This is a genomic window from Burkholderia sp. CpTa8-5 (genome assembly GCF_017815045.1).
Lineage (GTDB): Bacteria > Pseudomonadota > Gammaproteobacteria > Burkholderiales > Burkholderiaceae > Burkholderia > Burkholderia sola.
Genome location: NZ_JAGIQD010000018.1, coordinates 58,929 through 79,237 on the forward strand (window position 1 = coordinate 58,929; position 20,309 = coordinate 79,237).

The following is a 20,309-nucleotide window of genomic DNA, read 5'->3' on the forward strand; positions in this document are numbered from 1 at the left end:
GCGTAAATCCTCAGGCCGCGGCGGCGGCGGTGTGACCGGTGAAGCGACGCGCGAGCGCGAGCACGGCCCAGGTGACGATGCCGAGCACGATCGACAGGCCGGCCGCGGTCGCGATGTTCGCGTTCAGCGTGAATTCGGTGTAGATCGTCATCGGCAGCACGTTCAGGTCGGTGGCGAGCGTGAACGCGGTGCCGAACGCGCCCATCGCGGTCGCGAAGCAGATCGCACCGGCCGCGACCAGGCCCGGCGCCAGCGCGGGCAGCACGATGTCGACGAAGATGCGCCACGGCGACGCGCCGAGCGAACGCGCGGCTTCCTCGAGCGACGCGTCGAGCTTCGACGCGGCCGCGATCACGGTGACGATCACGCGCGGAATCGAGAAGTACAGGTAGCCGATGAACAGGCCGGCCACCGAATACGCGAATACGAACTTGTCGCCGGTGAGTTTCGCCGACAGCATGCCGATCAGCCCCTGGCGCCCGGCGAGCATGATCACCATGAAGCCGACGACGACGCCCGGGAACGCGAGCGGAAACGTGAGCAGCGCGAGCAGCACGCGCTTGCCGGCGAATTCGCGGCGCGCGAGCAGCAGGCCGGAGATCGTCGACAGCGCGAGCGTCGCGAGCGTGACGCCCGCGGACAGCGCCACCGTCTCGCCGAGGCTCTTCATGTAGCGCGCATTGCCGAGCAGTGCCGCGTAGTGCGAGAAGAAGGCGCCGTCGGCGGACACCTGCACGAGCGACGCCATCGGCAGCAACCAGAACGCGGCGAATACCGCCAGCGCCGGCGCGACGAGCGCGATGCGCCAGCGCAGCGGAAAAGTCAGGTCGAGCATCGGTTGCGTCCCGCGGCTTACTGCATGATCTGCAGGTACTGCTGGCCGAACGCCTGCTGGCCGGCCGCCATCTTGCCGAAGTCGACCGGTTTCGCCCGCGCGTATTCGCTCGCCGGCAGGAACTTCGCGGCGATGTCGGCGCCGAGCGTCTGCGCACGCACCGGGCGCAGGTAGGCATTGGCCCACAGCTTCTGGCCTTCGTCCGACAGCACGAAGTCGAGCACCTTCTTGCCGTTCGCGTCGTGCGGCGCGCCCTTCACGAGGCTCATCACGTACGGCACCGCGATCGTGCCTTCCTTCGGAATCACGAACTCGACGTTGGCGTTGTCCTTGTATTTCGCGCGATACGCGTCGAAGTCGTAGTCGAGCAGGATCGGAATCTCGCCGGACAGCACGCGTGCATAGGCCGTTTGCTTCGGCACGATCGGCGCGTTGGCCTTGAGCTTGCGGAACCAGTCGAGGCCCGGCTTGAAGTTGTCGAGGCTGCCGCCGAGCGCCTGGTTGACGGCGACCGCGCCCGCATAGCCGACGAACGCGCTCGACGGATCGAGATAGCCGACCATGCCCTTGTATTCGGGCTTCAGCAGGTCGCCCCACGAACGCGGCACCGGCTTGCCGTCGAGCGCGTCCTTGTTCACGAAGAAGCCGAGCGTGCCCGAGTGGATCGCGAACCAGTAGCCTTGCGGGTCCTTCAGGTTCGCGGGGATGTCGTTCCAGTGCGCGGGTTTGTACGGCGCGATCACGCCCTTGTCCTTCGCCTGGAATGCCGACGACACGCCGAGGTAGACGACGTCGGCCACCGGGCTCTTCTGCTCGGCGATCAGCTGCGCGATCGCCTGGCCCGAGTTCTTGTTGTCGGACGGCACGCGGATGCCGGTCTTCTGCTTGATCGCGGCGATCTGCGCGGCCCAGTCGGCCCATTCGGGCGGGCAGTTGTAGCAGATCGCCGTTTCGTCGGCGTGGGCAGCGGGGGCGCCGGCGACGAGCGCGGCAAGGGCGAGCGGCGCGGCAAGCGCGCGCAGCAGCGAGGTCAGGCGAAAGGACACGGTGAATCTCCGGGCGAGTGGTGTGGTACGGGGTGATCGGTTGCGTCGCGCGTGCGTGTTGCGATCAGGCGTTGCGCAGTTGCAGGTCGGTGGCCGGCGGAGCAATCGTCGCGCCGTCGCGCACCGCATGCGGCAGGATCGTCGACGTGCGGTCGATGGGCGCGCCGCCGATGCATTCGACGAGACGCTGCCACGCGTGGCGGCCGATGTCGCGGTTCGGCGTCGCGACGCTCGCGAGCGGCGGCGCAAGCAGCTCGCCGATCGCGATCCCGTCGAAGCCGAGCACCGACAGGTCGTCGGGAATCGAGAAACCCGCGCGGCGCAGGCCGCGCATCACGACCATCGCGAGCAGGTCGTTGCTGCAGAAGAGGGCGGTCGGGCGCGTGGCGTGCGCGGTGAGATGCGCGAGCACCGCATCGGGCAGCTCGGGTGCGTTGAAGTCGACTTCGACGGGCGGCAGCGGCGCCACGCCGACTTCCTCGAGCGCCTGCGCATAACCGAGATGACGCTGGCGCGCGCGATCCGACGCGGCGAGCGAACCGGCCAGCATCAGCACGCGGCGATGGCCGTGCGCGGTCAGCCGTTGCACGCCGTCATACGCGGCGCGGCGGTTGTCGACCGACACCGACGGACGGCGCTGCGTGTCGTTGTGCATCAGCACGTAATGCGGGCCGTCGCGGTCGAGCATGTCGAGCAGCGGGTGCGTGTCCGCATCGGCGACGGTGAGGATCAGCCCTTCGACGCGTTGCTCGCGCAGCGTCTCAATCGCATGACGCTCGCGCGCCGCGTCGTATTCGGTCGTCATCAGGATCAGCTTGAAACCGGCCGCGGTCGCGAGTTCGTCGATGCCTTGCAGGCAGTCGGCGAACACCGGGTTCGACAGCGTCGGCACGACGACGCCGACGAGCCGCGTGCGCTCGCCGCGCAATTGCCGGCCGAGCGGGCTCGGGCGGAACTGCAGCGTGTCGATGGCGGTGCGGATCGTCTGCAGCGTGGCGGGGCTGACGGTATGCGGCGCGTTGATCGCACGCGAAACGGTGGCGATCGAGAAGCCCGCGAGGGCGGCGACGTCCTTGATGGTCGAGGTCATGAAGTCATGCGATGTAAACGTTTTCGGCGGGGGAATTATCGAAAACGTTTGTGACTTCGCGATGACGCACGCGACGCTTGTTTCGCGAGAAGCACGATACAAACGTCAGACCGTTGGGGCCGTGGGACGACGCGCGGTCGATTGTATCGGGGCAGGTCGCGGGGCGGGACGAAATCGGCGGGCCGTGTGGTGTCGGTGTCGTATCGGCGTCGAACGCTGAGGAAGAAGCGATGCGATGACGGCCGGTGTCGCGATGCGGCACGGCGGAATAAGGGAACGCATGCGCCAAGCAATGGTAGAATCGCGTCCGCCCTCTTGCCGGGGTGATGAAATTGGTAAACATAGCGGACTTAAACGATTGAGTGCCCGGCCGGAAACGGTCGGTGCAGAACCCTTCAAATTCGGCGAAACCCCTGATGTGCGCATCGAGGCAACGCCGAGCCAAGCCTCGCGGCATCCGCGAGGAAGGTGTAGAGACTAGACGGGGGGCGCCTAAGGCGCACGGGCAGCGGTCACGCCCGCGCGCGACGGTGAAGGCATAGTCCAGCGCACGAACGGCTCGCGTACGCGCCGCCGGCTTTGAAAGAAGCAGTGTGACGAAAATCCGCCGCCTTAACTGGCTTGCCGGTTCGAGTCCGGTCCCCGGCACCATCGATTGCGCTGATGCGATTCGATTCGACGAAGGCGTAAAAAACCCGCGAGAAACGCAGCGCTCGCGGGTTTTTTATTTGGCGCACGCACATGCAGCGGCGCGTCCGCGCCGCTCACGATGCGCTTCACTGCGCCGAAAACCGCGCCATGTGATACTGGCACGCACGTCGCACCGGACGCTTGCGTCGCCACCGGCCAACGCGTCCCGCCGACAGCCTTCCTCTCGTTTACCTCTCGCAATCCCATCCGTCATGACCGAATCGACCCATCACTATTACGAGCCGTCGCAAGGCCACGGCCTGCCGCACGACCCGTTGAACGCGATCATCGGCCCACGCCCGATCGGCTGGATTTCATCCCGCGGCAGCGACGGCACGCTGAACCTCGCGCCGTACAGCTTCTCCAACGCGTTCAACTATCGGCCGCCGATCATCGGCTTTTCGAGCACCGCCGCGAAGGACAGCGTGCGCAACGTGCAGGAGACCGGCGAGTTCGTGTGGAACCTCGCGACGCGCGATCTGGCCGAGCGGATGAACCAGACCTGCGCCGCCGTGCCGTACGACGTGAACGAGTTCGAACTCGGCGGCTTGACCGCGGTGCCGTCGCGCCTCGTCGACGTGCCGCGCGTCGCGGAAAGCGGCGTGAACTTCGAATGCAAGGTGACCGACGTGATCCGGCTGCGCGATCACCACGGCGTCGAGACGCCGGCCACGCTCGTGCTGGGTGAGGTCGTCGCGGTCCATATCCGCCATGACCTGCTGAAGGACGGCATCTTCGACACGTTCGGCGCGGGCATCATTCTTCGTGCGGGCGGCCCGTCGGCCTATGTACACGTGACGCCCGACAGTCGCTTCGATCTGTTCCGTCCCGACGCGTGATCGATCGCACGCCGCAGTAAGCCGGCAACCGGGCGCACGAGCGCCCGCATCCGACGAAAGACCTCGCGACGATCCAGGATTTCGCGGGGTCTTTTGCTTCGTACCCTCACATGATCGGGACGACACCGGTCCGTCCGTCCCTCGATGCCCGCTCGTCGTCGCCGCCAGCCCAGCGACGATGCGCTGCAGCAAACCCATCCTTCGCCGATCGCCACCATGGCAAATCTGCTCACGACGAACGAGCGGCTTGGGCATCGACGCCCGTCGCGGCAAGGCATAGATTTCTAAGGTTGACGTGCTTATCCGCGCGTCAGCTCGCGCGCAGGCCGGCAACCGGCCCGCGCGTTCCCAAACAGCGTGAGACACAATCGAGCGTGGAGACGACACGATGAGCCTGTCAGAGCCATTGCGTCTGCATGTGCCGGAGCCCACCGGGCGCCCGGGCTGCAAGACGGACTTTTCCTACCTGCATCTATCGCCGGCCGGCGCCGTCCGCCGCCCGCCGATCGACGTTGCCGCGGCAGACACCGCCAATCTCGCCCGCAGCCTCGTGCGCGTGCTCGACGACAGCGGCAAGGCCGTCGGCCCGTGGGCCCCCGATCTCGACGATGCACGGCTGATCGCCGGGCTGCGCGCGATGCTCAAGACCCGCATTTTCGACGCGCGCATGATGATCGCGCAGCGTCAGAAGAAAATCTCCTTTTACATGTTGAGCCTCGGCGAAGAGGCGATCGGCACCGCGCACGCGATGGCGCTGCGCGACGGCGACATGTGCTTTCCGACCTACCGGCAGCAAAGCATCCTGATCGCGCGCGACGTGCCGCTCGAGCGGATGATCTGCCAGCTGATGTCGAACGAAGGCGATCCGCTGAAGGGGCGCCAGCTTCCGGTGATGTACTCGGACCGCGAAGCCGGCTTCTTCTCCATTTCCGGCAACCTCGCGACGCAGTTCATCCAGGCGGTTGGCTGGGCGATGGCGTCGGCGATCAAGGGCGACACGAAGATCGCGTCCGCGTGGATCGGCGACGGCGCGACGGCCGAAGCCGATTTTCACACCGCGCTCACGTTCGCGCACGTGTACCGCGCGCCGGTCGTGCTGAACGTGGTCAACAACCAGTGGGCGATCTCGACGTTCCAGGCGATCGCGGGCGGCGAGGGCACGACGTTCGCCGGGCGCGGCGTCGGCTGCGGGATCGCGTCGCTGCGCGTCGACGGCAACGACTTCCTCGCGATCTACGCGGCCTCCAGCTGGGCCGCCGAACGCGCGCGTCGCAACCTCGGCCCGACGCTGATCGAGTGGGTGACCTACCGTGCGGGCGCGCATTCGACGTCGGACGATCCGACCAAGTACCGGCCGAGCGACGACTGGTCCCATTTCCCGCTCGGGGATCCGATCGAGCGCTTCAAGCGTCACCTGATCGTGAAGGGCATCTGGTCGGACAGCGCGCACGACGCGTTGACGGCCGAGCTCGAGGCCGAGGTGATCGCCGCGCAGAAGGAAGCGGAGAAATACGGGACGCTGGCCGACGACCGGATTCCGTCGCCGGCCTCGATGTTCGACGACGTCTACAAGGAGCTGCCCGCGCACCTGCGCCGTCAGCGCCAGGAACTGGGAGCGTGATCATGGCGCAACACGAGACAGGGACGGCCACGCAGCCGATGACGATGATCCAGGCGCTGCGCTCCGCGATGGACGTGATGCTCGGGCGCGACAGCGATGTGGTCGTGTTCGGGCAGGACGTCGGCTATTTCGGCGGCGTGTTCCGCTGTACCGAAGGACTGCAGAACAAATACGGGAAATCGCGCGTGTTCGATGCGCCGATCTCAGAAGGCGGGATCGTCGGCGCGGCGGTCGGGATGGGCGCGTACGGATTGCGGCCCGTCTGCGAGATCCAGTTCGCCGACTATTTCTACCCGGCATCCGACCAGATCGTGTCGGAAGGCGCGCGGCTGCGCTATCGCTCGGCCGGCCAGTTCACCGCGCCGATGACGATCCGGATGCCGTGCGGCGGCGGCATCTACGGCGGGCAGACGCACAGCCAGAGCCCGGAAGCGATGTTTACGCAGGTGTGCGGGCTGCGCACGGTGATGCCGTCGAATCCGTACGACGCGAAAGGGCTGCTGATCGCGTCGATCGAGAACGACGATCCGGTGATCTTCCTCGAACCGAAACGGCTGTACAACGGGCCGTTCGACGGCCATCACGAACGGCCCGTCACGTCGTGGCTCAAGCATCCGGCGAGCGCGGTGCCGGAAGGCTACTACACGGTGCCGCTCGATACGGCCGCCGTCGTGCGGCCCGGCAACGACGTGACGGTGCTGACGTACGGCACGACGGTGCACGTGTCGCTCGCCGCGGCCGAGGAGACGGGCATCGACGCGGAAGTGATCGATCTGCGCACGCTGTGGCCGCTCGATCTCGACACGGTCGTCGCGTCGGTGCGCAAGACCGGGCGTTGCGTCGTGGTGCACGAGGCGACGCGCACCTGCGGCTATGGCGCGGAGCTCGTGTCGCTGGTCCAGGAACACTGCTTCTACCACCTCGAAGCGCCGGTCGAGCGCACGACGGGCTGGGACACCCCGTATCCGCATGCGCAGGAATGGGCGTACTTTCCGGGGCCCACCCGGGTCGGTGAAGCGTTGCGACGCGTGATGGAGGCGTGAGATGGGGATTCATGTCATCAAGATGCCGGATATCGGCGAAGGGATCGCCGAGGTCGAGCTGGTGGCCTGGCATGTGGAAGTCGGGCAGACGATCAACGAAGACCAGCCGCTCGCCGACGTGATGACCGACAAGGCGGCGGTCGAGATTCCGTCGCCGGTGACGGGCAAGGTGATCGAACTGGGCGGCCGGATCGGCGAGATGATGGCGGTCGGCAGCGAGCTGATTCGGCTGGAAGTCGAAGGCGACGGCAACCTGAAGGCCGCGGCACCGGTGCGGGAAGCAAAGGTAGCAACCGCACCGGTCGCGGCGGCGGCGCCGGCGAAGCCGGTGGCGGACGTGCCGGCCGAGCCGCCGGTGCAGCCCGCCGCGCATCGCGCACCGGCGAAACCGCGCCGCGACGAACCGGCCGCGCAGCCGCGCGCGGCGCTTGCGCCGGGCGAACGGCCGCTCGCGTCGCCGGCCGTGCGCCAGCGTGCATGGGACATGGGCATCGAGTTGCGCTACGTGCGCGGCACCGGCGAAGCCGGGCGGATCCTGCATGAGGATCTCGATGCGTATGCGCGCACCGGCGGCGGTTCGGCGCGAGGGGCGCAACCGCGCGGTTACAACGAACGCCACGACGAAACCGACGTGCCGGTGATCGGCTTGCGGCGCGCGATCGCGCGCAAGATGCAGGAAGCGAAGCGCCGCATTCCGCACTTCAGCTACGTCGAGGAAATCGACGTGACCGAACTCGAATCGTTGCGCACGGAACTGAACCGCCGCCACGGCGACACGCGCGGCAAGCTCACGCCGTTGCCGCTGCTGATCCGCGCGATGGTGATCGCGCTGCGCGACTTCCCGCAGATCAACGCGCGCTTCGACGACGAAGCGGGCGTCGTCACGCGCTACGGCGCGGTGCACATGGGCGTCGCGACGCAGACGGACGGCGGCCTTACGGTGCCCGTGCTGCGTCATGCGGAAGCGCGCGACGTGTGGTCGATCTCCGCCGAAATCGCGCGGCTCGCCGACGCGGTGCGCGCGAACCGCGCGCACCGCGACGAGCTGAGCGGATCGACGATCACGATCTCGAGCCTCGGCGCGCTCGGCGGCATCGTGTCGACGCCCGTGATCAATCATCCGGAAGTGGGCATCGTCGGCGTGAACCGGATCGTCGAGCGGCCGATGATCCGCGACGGCGCGATCGTCGCGCGCAAGATGATGAACCTGTCGTCGTCGTTCGATCATCGCGTCGTCGACGGCGCGGACGCGGCCGAATTCATCCAGGCCGTGCGCGCGGTGCTCGAACGCCCGGCGCTGCTGTTCGTGGAGTGAGCCGATGAAGAACGAACACACCACACTGCTCGTCATCGGCGGCGGCCCGGGCGGCTACGTCGCCGCGATCCGCGCGGGCCAGCTCGGCATTCCGACCGTGCTCGTCGAACGCGACCGGCTCGGCGGCACCTGCCTGAACATCGGCTGCATTCCGTCGAAGGCGCTGATCCACGTGGCCGACGCGTTCGAACAGGCGTGCGGTCATGCCGGCGAAGGCGCGCTCGGCATCCGCGTGCGCACGCCCGAGATCGACATCGCGAGAAGCGTCGCATGGAAGGATGGCATCGTCGATCGTCTGACGCGCGGCGTCGGCACGCTGCTCAAGAAGAACGGCGTGCGCGTGCTGCACGGCGAAGCGCGCGTGATCGACGGCAAGACCGTCGAAGTCGTCGGCGGCGGCCATACGGTGCGGATCGGTTGCGAACACCTGCTGCTCGCGACCGGTTCCGAACCGGTCGAGCTGCCGTCGATGCCGTTCGGCGGGCACGTCGTGTCGTCCACCGACGCGCTGTCGCCCGCGATGCTGCCGAAGCGGCTGGTCGTCGTCGGGGCCGGCTATATCGGGCTCGAACTCGGGACCGTCTATCGGAAGCTCGGCGTCGACGTCAGCGTCGTCGAAGCGGCCGAGCGCGTGCTGCCTGCGTACGATGCCGAACTCGTGCGGCCGGTGGCCGACTCGCTCGCGCGGCTCGGCGTGCGGCTGTGGCTCGGCCACAAGGTGCTCGGGCTGGACGCGCACGGTGCGGTGCGCGTGCAGGCAGCCGATGGCGCCGAGCAGACGTTGCCGGCCGACCGCGTGCTGGTCGCCGTGGGCCGTCGGCCGCGCGTCGACGGGTTCGGGCTCGAGACGCTGATGCTCGATCGCAACGGCCGCGCGCTGCGGATCGACGACGAATGCCGCACGTCGATGCGCAATGTCTGGGCGATCGGCGACGTCGCGGGCGAGCCGATGCTCGCGCATCGCGCGATGGCGCAAGGCGAGATGGTGGCCGAGCTGATCGCGGGCCGGCGTCGCGAATTCACGCCCGCGTCGATCCCGGCCGTGTGCTTCACCGATCCCGAGATCGTGACGGCCGGCTGGTCGCCGGACGATGCACACACGGCTGGCGTCGATTGCCTGAGCGCGTCGTTCCCGTTCGCCGCGAACGGGCGGGCGATGACGTTGCAGGCGACCGACGGGTTCGTGCGCGTCGTCGCGCGGCGCGACAATCACCTGATCGTCGGCTGGCAGGCGGTCGGGCGCGGGGTGTCGGAGCTGGCCGCGGCGTTCTCGCAGTCGCTGGAGATGGGCGCGCGGCTGGAGGACATCGGCGACACGATTCACGCGCATCCGACGCTCGGCGAGGCGCTGCAGGAAGCGGCGTTGCGCGCGCTCGGACATGCGCTGCATGTCTGACGCAATTGCCTGACGGGGCGCCGCCGGTACGTCACGCACGTATCGGCGGCGCTTGCGGCGTCTGATGAACGTCATGTTGTTTCAGTCGACATTCGGTCGCGCGGGACCGCACCCGACAGCGCCGTAATTTTTCGAGACGAGCGGAGGGTTGTCGGCGCCGCGTCAGCCGACGATCATGTCGATAGCCGGAAACCGGGCCGCTTCGGGTCCGCCAACGCAGGCTCCACACGGAAGCACGAGACATGAAACTGCTGCTCGTCGGCGCGACCGGACTCGTCGGGCGCCACGTTCTCGACGTCGCGCTGGCCGATGCGCGGGTCGACCAGGTGATCGTCCTCGCGCGCCGGCCGTTGACGCCGCATCCGAAGATGCGCGCACTGGAGGTCGATTTCGACCATCTGCCCGACACGGGCGATTGGTGGCACGCGGATGCCGTGATCTGCACGCTCGGCACCACGATGCGGGCCGCCGGCTCGCAGGCGGCCTTCCGGCGCGTCGATCACGACTATCCGCTCGCGGTCGCGCGGCTCGCGCACCGGCACGGCACGTCGACCTACGTGCTGAATTCCGCACTCGGCGCCGATGCTGCGTCGCGCATCTTCTACAACCGCGTGAAGGGCGAGGTCGAGCAGGCGCTCGCCGGCGTCGGGTTCGATTCGCTCACTTACGTGCGGCCGGGCCTGATCGGCGGCAGCCGCGACGAGTTCCGGTTCGGCGAGCGGCTGTTCGCGTTCGCGCTGAGCGCCGCCGCGCCGGTGCTGCCGGCGAAGTGGCGCGTGAATCCCGCGTCGCGGATTGCGCGCGCGTTGCTCGACGCGGCGATCGACGCACGGCCGGGCGTGCAGGTCGTCGCATCCGACCAACTGGTCTGATACGGCGCGGGCGGGTGCGCCCGTCCGGCCATTCGTCTGCGTTTCCGTCGAGCGTGCCGAACTGCTCGGCGAGCGCGGCGTGCACGATGTCCATCCCGGCAGTCATTTCATCCAGCGCCTGACCTTTCATTTTTCCAACGCCAGACTTGCGGCGAAATCGCCCGGACGTGCACGGATCTCTCGGACGATTTCGAAAATCGATTGATTCCGGGTAATCACCGATATCTCGCAAGTTGTATATACAAGATCATCCGCTGGCAATGTCGGCACACGTCGTGCCGCTTGCGCGCCAGCGTGCAGACCGTGCGTGCGTGGCGCATGCCGGCGATCCACGGCGCCCCGCATCCGTCGAGCCGAAAGGGCGGCTCGCAGCTTCCCGTCCTGTTCAAACCCTGTGTGGTCCTGAGTATTTTGGAGATTGACCCGTGTCAACGAATTCCAGTGGAAAAGCCGGCGGACTGATCGAGGTACGCTCGATCGACTTCATTCCCGACGCCGAGCGCCACGGCGGCCTGCTGAGCCAGTTCACGCTGTGGCTGTCGGCGAACATGCAGATCACGGCCATCGTCACGGGCGCGCTCGCGGTCGTGCTCGGCGGCGACGTGTTCTGGTCGCTGGTCGCGCTGCTGCTCGGCCAGCTCGTCGGCGGCGCGGTGATGGCGCTGCACGGCGCGCAGGGGCCGCAGCTCGGGCTGCCGCAGATGATCTCGAGCCGCGTGCAGTTCGGCGTGTATGGCGCGATGATCCCGATCGTGCTCGTGTGCCTGATGTACATCGGCTTTTCCGCGAGCGGCTCGGTGCTGGCCGGGCAGGCCGTCGCGCAACTGCTGCACGTCGACGACGCGGCCGGCATCCTGCTGTTCGCGGCCGTGATCGTCGTGCTGACCGTGTTCGGCTATCGCGCGATCCACTTCGTCGGCCGGATCGCGAGCGTGGTCGGCATCGTCGCGTTCGTCTACATGTTCGCGCAGCTGTTCGCGAACCACGACGTCGGCGCGCTGCTCGCGAACAAGCATTTCTCGCTCGCGAGCTTCCTGCTCGCGATGTCGCTGTCCGCGTCGTGGCAGATCGCGTTCGGCCCGTACGTGGCCGACTATTCGCGCTACCTGCCGCGTTCGACGTCGTCGGTGGCGACGTTTCTCGCGGTCGGCCTCGGTTCGGTAATTGGCGCGCAGGCGGCGATGGTGTTCGGCGTGTTCGCGGCCGCGCTGGCCGGCAGCCAGTTCGCGCACCATGAGGTGTCGTACATCGTCGGCCTCGGCTCGACGGGCGCCGTGGCCGCGCTGCTGTACTTCAGCATCGCGTTCGGCAAGGTCACGGTGACTGCGCTCAACGCGTACGGCAGCTTCATGTCGATGGCGACGATCGTCAGCGGCTTTCGCGGCAAGGGCGCGGTATCGTCGAAGAGCCGCCTCGTGTACATCTTCGGGATGATCTGCGTATCGACGCTGATCGCGCTCGCGGGCCGTCATTCGTTCCTGAAGGAATTCACCGCGTTCATCCTGTTCCTGCTCGCGTTCTTCACGCCGTGGAGCGCGATCAACCTGGTCGATTACTACTGCTTCACGCGTTCGCGCTACGACGTGCCGGCGCTGTCCGATCCCGACGGCCGCTACGGTCGCTGGAACGTGATGGCGATCACGATCTACGTGGTCGGCATCCTGGTGCAACTGCCGTTCATGTCGACGCACATCTACACGGGGCCGCTCGTCGATGCGCTCGGCGGCACCGACATCTCGTGGATCCTCGGCCTCGTCGTGCCGGCCGTGCTGTATTACGTCGGCGCCCGCGCGTCGCGACGCAGCATTCCCGAACGCCTGATCCTGCCGCTCGAACGCGGCGAGGTCTGACACCGACGTATCACGTCGTTCGTCGGGCCGGTCTGCCGCCGGCCTGAGGGGCCCGACGCGCCGAACCGGCGCGACCGGCAACCGCACCGCACATCCTCTTCGTTATCCGCGATGCCGGCATGGTGGACCATCGTGCCTGGCGTCGTTCCATTCTCCTTTCATTGAATAGCAGGACTAATAAAATGAACGCACGAGGACATCGTTCCTGGGCGCGACCGGTGCATGCCGGTCTTCGGATGGCCGTCGCGGCCGCTTGCGTCGCCGGTTCGGACGCCGCGCTCGCGCAGGACGGCGTCACGCTGTACGGCGTGATCGACGAATTCGCGCAATACGTGAACACGGGCAACGGCTATACGGCCGCGATCAACTCGGGCGGCCAGTGGGGCAGCCGGTTCGGGCTGAAGGGCGGCGAAGAGATCGGCGGCGGCCAGAAGATCGAGTTCGCGCTGGAAAACGGCTTCAACCCGAACGACGGCTCGCTCGCGAGCGCCGGCACGATGTTCAACCGGCAGGCGTGGGTCGGCATCGCGGGGCAGTGGGGCAAGGTGCGCGCGGGCCGGCAGAATTCGCCGCTGTTCAACGACCAGGGCGGGCAGGATGCGTTCGGCGGCGTCACGCAGGCCTCCGGCATGGACAACCTGACCGTGTTCGCATTCCGCACGAGCAATACGCTGTCGTACCAGAGCCCGGAGATAGCCGGTTTCCAGGGCGGGCTGTACTTCGGGTTCGGCGACGCGGGCGGCGTGCGCTCGGCCGGCTCCAGCCGGCAGTTCGACCTGACCTACGAACACGGCCCGTTCGGCGCATTCGTCGCGGGCCAGTGGTTGAAGAACGCCGCGGCGACCACGACGGATCGCACGATCATGGCCGGCGCATCGTACGCAATCGGCAAGGCCACCGTGTATGGCGGGTTCTCCGCGGTGAAGTGGGCCGACCTCGGAATCGATTCGCGCGTGTACGGGCTGTCGGTCAAATATCAGATCAACCCGGCGAACGCTATCGCGCTCGGCTACGCGTACCTGCACGACCAGTCGTCGCAACGCAATAACGCGGACCAGCTCGGACTGATGTACGAGTACGACCTGTCGAAGCGCACGAGCTTCTACGGCGCGCTGTCGTACCTGCGCAACCGCAACCAGGCCGACTACACGCTTGCCGGCGCGGCGAACCCCGGCCTGCCGCTCGCGTACCCGGGCGCGAATGCGCGCGGCGTGCAACTCGGCATCGTGCATCGCTTCTGACGCACGCAATGCGCCGGGCCGCGTGTGCCCGGCGCGTACACCGGGCGCGTACACCGGGCGCGTACACCGGGCGCGTACACCGGGCGCGTACACCGGGCGCGTACACCGGGCGCACCCGCGTCATCATTTCCCCAGCCGCTCCGCGAGCGAGTAGCGCTGCATGCAGCGCTCCATCGCGTCGAGAAACGCATGCTCCGCCGCATTCATCTTGCGGTCGCGATGCCACAGCAGGAACACGTCGACATCGACGAGCCCATCGTCGGGCGGCAACCGCCACAGCCGTTGCTGCGCGATGTCGTCACGTACGATGTGCTCGGGCAGGCAGCCGATGCCATAGCCCGCGAAGATCAGCCGCCGCACTTCGTCGAGGCTCGGCGACGACGCGACGATGCGCCCCGTGAAGCCCTTCTGGTCGCGAAACACGGTGAGCGGCGACAGGCTGTCGCCGATCTGGTCGCTCGTGAACGACACGAAATTCTCCGCGAGCAGATCGTCCATCCGCAATTGCGTCTGCCCGAACAGCCGGTGATGGCGGCCGCAGTAGATCGCATAGCGCTGGCGCAGGAAGCAGCGCATCTCCAGCTTGTCGTGCGGCGTGCGGCACAGGCCGAGCCCGGCCGTGGCCGTCTTCTGCAGCAGCGACGACAGGATGTCCGACGAACGCATCACTTCGATCTGCAGATCGATACGCGGATACGCGCGATGGAAATCCGCGAGGAATTCGTCGTAGACGGGCGATTCGATGCGGCTCACCGTCAGCAGCCGGATCGAGCCGGTCAGGTCGGCGGTGCTGTCGTCGATTTCGGTTTCGAGGCGCGAGATGCCGCCGTAGATGTCGCTCGCGATCCGGTACACGGCTTCGCCGGCCGGCGTCGGCGCGAAGTGCGCGCCGCGCCGCTCGATCAGCCGGCGCTCGAGCGTCTCCTCGAGCCGCCGCAGCGCCTGGCTCACGGCCGGCTGCGTGACGTGCAGGCGCGCGGCCGCGCGGCTCACGCTGCGCTCCTGCATGATCACCAGATAGGTGCGCAGCAGGTTCCAGTCGAGGCGATCGTTGAGGAACGGGGCGAGGTCGGGGCGCATCGGGTCTCCGGGCAGGCGGCGGCAGGCATTAGTTGAATTTATATAGAGAATAATAACTTGAAATTTGACTAATGATTTGCGGCCACCGATAAAGGAGGGGCGCCGCAGCGTGCGGCGCGAGGCCGCGACAGACGGCCGTCCTCACGATAGTGCGTGCCGCTCCGCCGCGGCGCGCGTCAGGAGCCCGCATGACTCAGTCCCTTCCTTCCGCCCGCCAGCCGGCACGCGCCGCGACGGCCGCGTTCATCGGCACGATGATCGAGTGGTACGACTTCTACATCTACGCGACCGCGGCCGCGCTCGTGTTCGGCGAACTCTATTTCCCGTCGCACGACCCGTTCGTCAGCACGATGGCGTCGTTCGCGACGTTCGCGGTCGGCTTCTTCGCGCGTCCGCTCGGCGGCGTGATCTTCGGCCATCTCGGCGACCGCATCGGCCGAAAGAAGGCGCTGATGACGACGTTGATGATGATGGGCGTCGCGACCGTCTGCGTCGGGCTGCTGCCCGCCTATTCGAAGGTCGGCGTCCTCGCGCCGGTGCTGCTCGTCGCGCTGCGGGTCGTGCAGGGGATCGCGGTCGGCGGCGAATGGGGCGGCGCGGTGCTGATGGCGGGCGAGCATGCGCCGCAGGGGCGCCGCACGTTTTTCGCATCGTTCGCGCAGCTCGGCAGCCCGGCCGGGCTGATCCTGTCGCTGATCGCATTCCGCGCGGTCACGTCGATGGACAAGGCCGACTTCCTCGCGTGGGGCTGGCGCCTGCCGTTTCTCGCGAGTTCGGTGCTGCTCGTGGTCGGCATCCTGATCCGGCTCGGCGTGAACGAGTCGCCGGAGTTCGCGCGGGTCAAGGAAGCGAACCGCACGGTGAAGCTGCCGGTCGCGGAAGTGTTCCGTTCCGCGTCGGGGCTCGTGCTGCTCTGCATCGGCGCGAACACGATCGGCATCGCGGGCGTCTATTTCACGAACACGTTCATGATTGCGTACACGACGCAGTACGTCGGCGTGTCGCGCTCGCTGATCCTCGACAGCCTGTTCGCGGTCGCGATCATCCAGTTCTTCGCGCAGCCGCTCGCCGCGTGGATCGCCGAGCGCATCGGCGGCGCACGCTTCCTGAAGCTCGCGGCGCTGCTCGCGATGCTGTCGCCGTATCCGATGTTCATGCTCGTGCAGGGCGGCACGTCGGCGTCGCTGATCGCCGGCATCGCGCTCGCCGTCGTCTGCATGGCCGGCTTCTATTCGGTGATCGCGGGCTTCGTCAGCGACGTGTTTCCCGCCCACGTGCGCTATTCGGCGATCTCGCTCGCTTACCAGATTTGCGGCGCGATCGCGGGCGGCCTGACGCCGCTCGTCGGCACGTGGCTCGCGCATCGCTTCACGGGCCAGTGGTGGCCGCTCGCGGTGTTCTACACGTGTCTCGCCGGCATCTCGCTGCTCTGCATCGTCGCGCTCGACGCGCGCCGCGCCGCGCAGCCGGCCGCCGCCGAAGCGCTCGGCTCGCATTGAACCTCAACGAACGAATCGATCCGGAATCCCAATGAACGACCTGCTGGAAATCGACGGCGCCCGCCTGTGGCAGAGCCTGGCCGACATGGCGCGCGTCGGCGCGACGCCGCGCGGCGGCGTGCGGCGTGTCGCGCTCACCGATGACGACCGGCGCGGGCGCGACCTGTTCGCGCAATGGTGCCGCGACGCGGGGCTGACGGTGAGCGTCGATGCGGTCGGCAACCTGTTCGCGCGTCGCGACGGCGCCGATGCGCAGGCGGCTCCCGTGCTGATCGGCAGCCATCTCGACACGCAGCCCGAAGGCGGCCGCTTCGACGGCGTCTACGGCGTGCTCGCCGCGCTCGAACTCGTGCGCACGCTGAACGACGCGGGCATCGCGACCGACAAGCCGCTCGAGATCGTGTCGTGGACCAACGAGGAAGGCGCGCGCTTCGCGCCGGCGATGCTCGGGTCGGCCGTGTTCACCGGCGCGCTGCCGCTCGACGACGCGCTCGCGAAGCGGGACGCCGACGGTGTCACGCTCGGTGCGGCGCTCGACGCATGCGGCTATCGCGGCACGCGCGCAGCGGGCGGTGCGGTCGACGCGTATTTCGAGGCGCATATCGAACAAGGGCCCGTGCTCGAGGCGAACGGCACGACGATCGGCATCGTCACGGGCGGGCAGGCGATCCGCTGGCTCGACGTGACGGTGACGGGCGTGGCCGCGCACGCCGGCACGACGCCGATGCCGTATCGCAAGGACGCGTATTTCGCGAGTGCGCAGATCGCGCTCGAACTCGAACGGATCGTCGCCGCTTATGCACCGCGCGGGCTCGCGACGATCGGGCAGGTCGGCATCCGCCACGCATCGCGCAACACGATTGCCGGCGAGCTGACGTTCACGGTCGACCTGCGTCATCACGACGATGCCGAAGTCGATGCGATGGAGCGCGACCTGCGCGAGGCGTGCGCCCGCATCGCCGCCGCGCGCGGCGTGCAAGTGGCGATCGACACCTGCTGGCGCAGCCCGGCGACGCGGTTCGATCGCGATTGCGTGGGGCTGGTGGCGCAGGCCGCGGCTGCGTTCGGCTACACGCACGAGCGGATCGTGAGCGGCGCCGGCCACGATGCGATCCTGCTCGCGCGTCGTTTCCCGACCGCGATGGTGTTCATTCCGTGCGTCGACGGCCTGTCGCACAACGAAGCCGAGGATGCGTTGCCCGACGACGTGACGCGCGGCGCGAACGTGCTGCTCCATGCGGTGCTCGCGCGCGCGGGCATCGCGGCGCGCATCGACGCGGCGGCCGCCGCGCACGGCGCCTGATCCGGCTAATCGACGAGGACTACGATGAAAACCTATTTCCATCCCGAACAACTGCTGCACCATCCGCGCAGCTACCTGTCGCGCGGCCAGATGCGCGAACCGCAGGAAGTGCCCGAGCGCGCGGCGCGGCTCGTCGCGGCCGTCCGGTCGCTCGACTTCGACGTGCGCGAGCCGACCGACCGCGGCACCGCGCCGATCGCGGCCGTGCACGACATGAACTACCTGCGCTTTCTCGAGGACGCGCACCGCGACTGGAAGCAGATGCCCGACGACTGGGGCGACGAAGTGATGTCGAACGTGTTCGTGCGCGATCCGAACCCGTTGCGCGGCGTGCTCGCGAAAGCCGCGCGCTATCTCGCCGACGGCAGTTGCCCGGTCGGCGCGAACACGTGGCGCGCGGCGTACTGGTCCGCGCAGGGCGCGCTGGCCGCGGCGGCCGACGTCAACGACGGCGCACGCGAAGCCTACGCGCTGTGCCGGCCGCCCGGCCATCATGCGCGCCGCGACGCGGCCGGCGGCTTCTGCTACCTGAACAATGCGGCGATCGCCGCGCAGGCGCTGCTCGGCCGCCATCGCCGCGTCGCGATCCTCGATACCGACATGCATCACGGGCAGGGCGTGCAGGAGATTTTCTACGGCCGCGACGATGTGCTGTACGTATCGATTCACGGCGACCCGACCAACTTCTACCCGGTCGTCGCGGGCTACGAGGAAGAGACGGGCGCGGGCGCCGGCGACGGCTTCAACCTCAACCTGCCGATGCCGCACGGCGCGCCGGAGTCGACGTTCTTCGCGCGGCTCGACGACGCGCTGCGCGCGCTCGCGCGGTTCCAGCCCGATGCGCTCGTGCTCGCGCTCGGCTTCGACATCTACAAGGACGATCCGCAATCGCAGGTCGCGGTCACGACCGACGGGTTCGGCCGGCTCGGCCGCGCGATCGGCGCGCTCGGGTTGCCGACGGTGATCGTGCAGGAAGGCGGCTATCACCTCGAGAGTCTCGAGGCGAACGCGCGCGCGTTCTTCGGCGGGTTTGCCGCGGGACGCTGATCGGGCCGTCGGAACCGGACCGCGCGCCGGAAACGACAACGGCCGCATGGCGCGGCCGTAAAAATGCGTGCGGACGGTTCCCGGTAGTCCGGGCTTCCCCGCGCTTACGAATTCGCGGTGGCCGGCGAGCGGCGGCGCTGCGTGACCTGCAGCATGACGAGGGCGAGCCCGGCGGCGGCGATCAGCGCGCCGACGAGCGGCACCGCCGCGTAGCCGAACCCGGCCGAGATCGCCGCACCGCCGGCGGCGGCGCCGACCGCGTTGCCGAGGTTGAACGCGCCGATGTTGACGGCCGACGCGAGGCCCGGCGCTTCATGGGCCGCGCGCATCACGCGCATCTGCAGCGGCGGCACGACCGCGAACGTCGCGATCCCCCAGACCAGCAGCGTGACGGCGGCGCCCGCGTGGGTCGCGGCGAGCAGCGGGAACGCGGCCATCGTCGCGATCAGCAGCAACAGGAAGCCGATCAGCGTGCCGTCGAGCGAGCGGTCGGCGAGGCGCCCGCCCGCGATGTTGCCGATCGAGAAGCCGACGCCGATCAGCACGAGCATCGCGGTCACGAAGCCGGGCGTGGCGCCCGTCAGGTGGGCGAGCGTTGGCGCGACGTACGTATAGAGCGTGAACATCGCGCCGGCGCCGAGCACCGTCGTCGCGAGCGCGCCGAGCACGACCGGGCGCGTGAGCACGGAGAGTTCGGCGCGCAGGTCCGGCATCTTGCCGGCTTCGCCCTTCGGCAGCGCGGCGAACAGGCCGGCGATCGCGACCAGGCCGAGGCCCGCGGTCGCCGCGAACGACATGCGCCAGCCGATCATCTGGCCGAGCCAAGTCGCGGCCGGCACGCCGCCGACGTTCGCGATCGTCAGCCCCATGAACATCGTCGCGACCGCGCTGGCCTGCTTGTCGCGCGGCACGAGGCTCGCCGCGACCACCGAGCCGAGCCCGAAGAACGCGCCGTGGTTGAGGCTCGTCACGAGGCGGGCGAGCAGCAGCGTCGTGTAGTCCGGTGCGGCGGCCGACAGCAGGTTGCCGATCGTGAAGATCGACATCAGCGCGATCAGCGCGGAGCGGCGCGACCAGCGCGCGAGCAGCAGCGTCATCAGCGGCGCGCCGACCATCACGCCGATCGCATATGCGCTGATCAGCATGCCGGCTTGCGGAATCGACACGTGCACGCCGTCGGCGATCACGGGCAGCAGGCCCATCGGCGAGAACTCGGTGGTGCCGATGCCGAACGCGCCGGCGGCGAGCGCCAGCAGCGGCAGCGCGGCGCTGCCGCCCGGACGGGACGGAGAGGAAGTCGTGGGGTTCACGCGGCGGGCTCCTGTAAGCGGGGGACAACGGCACGAAGCCATTGAGGACAGCCCGAAGTGTGCCTGCATTACTTTTGCGGAAAAAGCCGCATCCGGACGAAATTATCTTGATTTCATGTCAATAATGCGGCGTGTGTGGGGCGTGACTCGACGCGCAACAGGAAAAAAGCCCCGACCACAGGGGGTCCGTGGCCGGGGCGGAAACGCATCCTCTCTTTGGCACGAGGAATTG

The 20,309-nt window shown here is 68.1% G+C and carries 16 protein-coding genes; 11 read left to right on the top strand and 5 right to left on the bottom strand.

Annotated elements, in window-relative coordinates; translation table 11 throughout:
* Nucleotides 1-10: 10 nt before the first annotated feature.
* From J8I35_RS24290 to J8I35_RS24300, 3 genes are all read right to left on the bottom strand, one after another.
* On the bottom strand, nt 11-835 hold the full coding sequence (locus J8I35_RS24290) for an ABC transporter permease (RefSeq protein ID WP_050015128.1): 825 nt from the start codon (nt 833-835) through the stop codon (nt 11-13).
* A gap of 17 nt (nt 836-852) precedes the next feature.
* Nucleotides 853-1,881 carry an ABC transporter substrate-binding protein gene (locus tag J8I35_RS24295; protein WP_050015129.1) on the bottom strand — a complete coding sequence of 343 codons (1,029 nt, stop codon included), beginning with the start codon at nt 1,879-1,881 and terminating at the stop codon, nt 853-855.
* A gap of 64 nt (nt 1,882-1,945) precedes the next feature.
* A complete protein-coding gene (locus tag J8I35_RS24300; protein WP_209927372.1) occupies nt 1,946-2,971 on the bottom strand; it encodes a substrate-binding domain-containing protein in 1,026 nt (341 codons plus the stop codon).
* Nucleotides 2,972-3,873: 902 nt separating this feature from the next.
* Here J8I35_RS24300 and J8I35_RS24305 point away from each other — a divergent pair.
* From J8I35_RS24305 to J8I35_RS24340, 8 genes are all read left to right on the top strand, one after another.
* Entirely contained in the window at nt 3,874-4,500 is a 627-nt protein-coding gene (locus tag J8I35_RS24305) for a flavin reductase family protein (RefSeq protein ID WP_209927375.1), read from the top strand.
* Nucleotides 4,501-4,888: 388 nt separating this feature from the next.
* Complete coding sequence (locus J8I35_RS24310) at nt 4,889-6,121, top strand: 3-methyl-2-oxobutanoate dehydrogenase (2-methylpropanoyl-transferring) subunit alpha (protein WP_059573914.1); 1,233 nt, start codon at nt 4,889-4,891, stop codon at nt 6,119-6,121.
* Between the two features lie 2 nt (nt 6,122-6,123).
* Entirely contained in the window at nt 6,124-7,164 is a 1,041-nt protein-coding gene (locus tag J8I35_RS24315; RefSeq protein WP_050015137.1) for an alpha-ketoacid dehydrogenase subunit beta, read from the top strand.
* A 1-nt stretch (nt 7,165) separates the two neighbouring features.
* A complete protein-coding gene (locus tag J8I35_RS24320) occupies nt 7,166-8,479 on the top strand; it encodes a dihydrolipoamide acetyltransferase family protein (RefSeq protein WP_209927376.1) in 1,314 nt (437 codons plus the stop codon).
* Nucleotides 8,480-8,483: 4 nt separating this feature from the next.
* Nucleotides 8,484-9,875: a dihydrolipoyl dehydrogenase gene (lpdA, locus tag J8I35_RS24325; protein ID WP_209927378.1), complete on the top strand. Its 1,392-nt coding sequence runs from the start codon at nt 8,484-8,486 to the stop codon at nt 9,873-9,875.
* A gap of 242 nt (nt 9,876-10,117) precedes the next feature.
* Nucleotides 10,118-10,747, top strand: a complete 630-nt coding sequence (locus J8I35_RS24330) for an NAD(P)H-binding protein (protein WP_050015142.1) — start codon at nt 10,118-10,120, stop codon at nt 10,745-10,747.
* Nucleotides 10,748-11,172: 425 nt separating this feature from the next.
* The gene (locus tag J8I35_RS24335; protein WP_050015144.1) at nt 11,173-12,597 is read left to right on the top strand and encodes a cytosine permease; all 1,425 of its coding nucleotides are present in this window, start codon (nt 11,173-11,175) and stop codon (nt 12,595-12,597) included.
* A gap of 182 nt (nt 12,598-12,779) precedes the next feature.
* Nucleotides 12,780-13,838: a porin gene (locus J8I35_RS24340; RefSeq protein ID WP_124655100.1), complete on the top strand. Its 1,059-nt coding sequence runs from the start codon at nt 12,780-12,782 to the stop codon at nt 13,836-13,838.
* Nucleotides 13,839-13,961: 123 nt separating this feature from the next.
* On the opposite strand, the gene J8I35_RS24345 is transcribed toward J8I35_RS24340, so the two are convergent.
* Entirely contained in the window at nt 13,962-14,918 is a 957-nt protein-coding gene (locus tag J8I35_RS24345) for a LysR family transcriptional regulator (RefSeq protein ID WP_050015147.1), read from the bottom strand.
* 188 nt (nt 14,919-15,106) lie between these two features.
* Between J8I35_RS24345 and J8I35_RS24350 the strand changes: the two genes are divergently transcribed.
* From J8I35_RS24350 to J8I35_RS24360, 3 genes are read left to right on the top strand one after another with little or no spacing between them, the layout of a single operon-like run.
* A complete protein-coding gene (locus J8I35_RS24350) occupies nt 15,107-16,417 on the top strand; it encodes an MFS transporter (RefSeq protein ID WP_050015149.1) in 1,311 nt (436 codons plus the stop codon).
* Nucleotides 16,418-16,448: 31 nt separating this feature from the next.
* Nucleotides 16,449-17,720, top strand: coding sequence for a Zn-dependent hydrolase (locus J8I35_RS24355; RefSeq protein WP_209927380.1), 1,272 nt, complete (start codon nt 16,449-16,451; stop codon nt 17,718-17,720).
* A 24-nt stretch (nt 17,721-17,744) separates the two neighbouring features.
* Complete coding sequence (locus J8I35_RS24360; RefSeq protein ID WP_209927382.1) at nt 17,745-18,767, top strand: histone deacetylase family protein; 1,023 nt, start codon at nt 17,745-17,747, stop codon at nt 18,765-18,767.
* A 104-nt stretch (nt 18,768-18,871) separates the two neighbouring features.
* Here the strand turns inward: J8I35_RS24360 and J8I35_RS24365 are convergent, their stop codons facing one another.
* Nucleotides 18,872-20,077, bottom strand: a complete 1,206-nt coding sequence (locus J8I35_RS24365; protein WP_124557252.1) for an MFS transporter — start codon at nt 20,075-20,077, stop codon at nt 18,872-18,874.
* Nucleotides 20,078-20,309 lie beyond the last annotated feature (232 nt).

What these genes read in the sequence shown, in the direction of transcription:
- J8I35_RS24290 (WP_050015128.1), bottom strand. Translation starts at nt 835, where the DNA reads ATGCTCGACCTGACTTTTCCGCTGCGCTGGCGCATCGCGCTCGTCGCG.
- J8I35_RS24300 (WP_209927372.1), bottom strand. Translation starts at nt 2,971, where the DNA reads ATGACCTCGACCATCAAGGACGTCGCCGCCCTCGCGGGCTTCTCGATC.
- J8I35_RS24305 (WP_209927375.1), top strand. Translation starts at nt 3,874, where the DNA reads ATGACCGAATCGACCCATCACTATTACGAGCCGTCGCAAGGCCACGGC.
- J8I35_RS24310 (WP_059573914.1), top strand. Translation starts at nt 4,889, where the DNA reads ATGAGCCTGTCAGAGCCATTGCGTCTGCATGTGCCGGAGCCCACCGGG.
- J8I35_RS24315 (WP_050015137.1), top strand. Translation starts at nt 6,124, where the DNA reads ATGGCGCAACACGAGACAGGGACGGCCACGCAGCCGATGACGATGATC.
- J8I35_RS24320 (WP_209927376.1), top strand. Translation starts at nt 7,166, where the DNA reads ATGGGGATTCATGTCATCAAGATGCCGGATATCGGCGAAGGGATCGCC.
- lpdA (WP_209927378.1), top strand. Translation starts at nt 8,484, where the DNA reads ATGAAGAACGAACACACCACACTGCTCGTCATCGGCGGCGGCCCGGGC.
- J8I35_RS24330 (WP_050015142.1), top strand. Translation starts at nt 10,118, where the DNA reads ATGAAACTGCTGCTCGTCGGCGCGACCGGACTCGTCGGGCGCCACGTT.
- J8I35_RS24340 (WP_124655100.1), top strand. Translation starts at nt 12,780, where the DNA reads ATGAACGCACGAGGACATCGTTCCTGGGCGCGACCGGTGCATGCCGGT.
- J8I35_RS24345 (WP_050015147.1), bottom strand. Translation starts at nt 14,918, where the DNA reads ATGCGCCCCGACCTCGCCCCGTTCCTCAACGATCGCCTCGACTGGAAC.
- J8I35_RS24350 (WP_050015149.1), top strand. Translation starts at nt 15,107, where the DNA reads ATGACTCAGTCCCTTCCTTCCGCCCGCCAGCCGGCACGCGCCGCGACG.
- J8I35_RS24355 (WP_209927380.1), top strand. Translation starts at nt 16,449, where the DNA reads ATGAACGACCTGCTGGAAATCGACGGCGCCCGCCTGTGGCAGAGCCTG.
- J8I35_RS24360 (WP_209927382.1), top strand. Translation starts at nt 17,745, where the DNA reads ATGAAAACCTATTTCCATCCCGAACAACTGCTGCACCATCCGCGCAGC.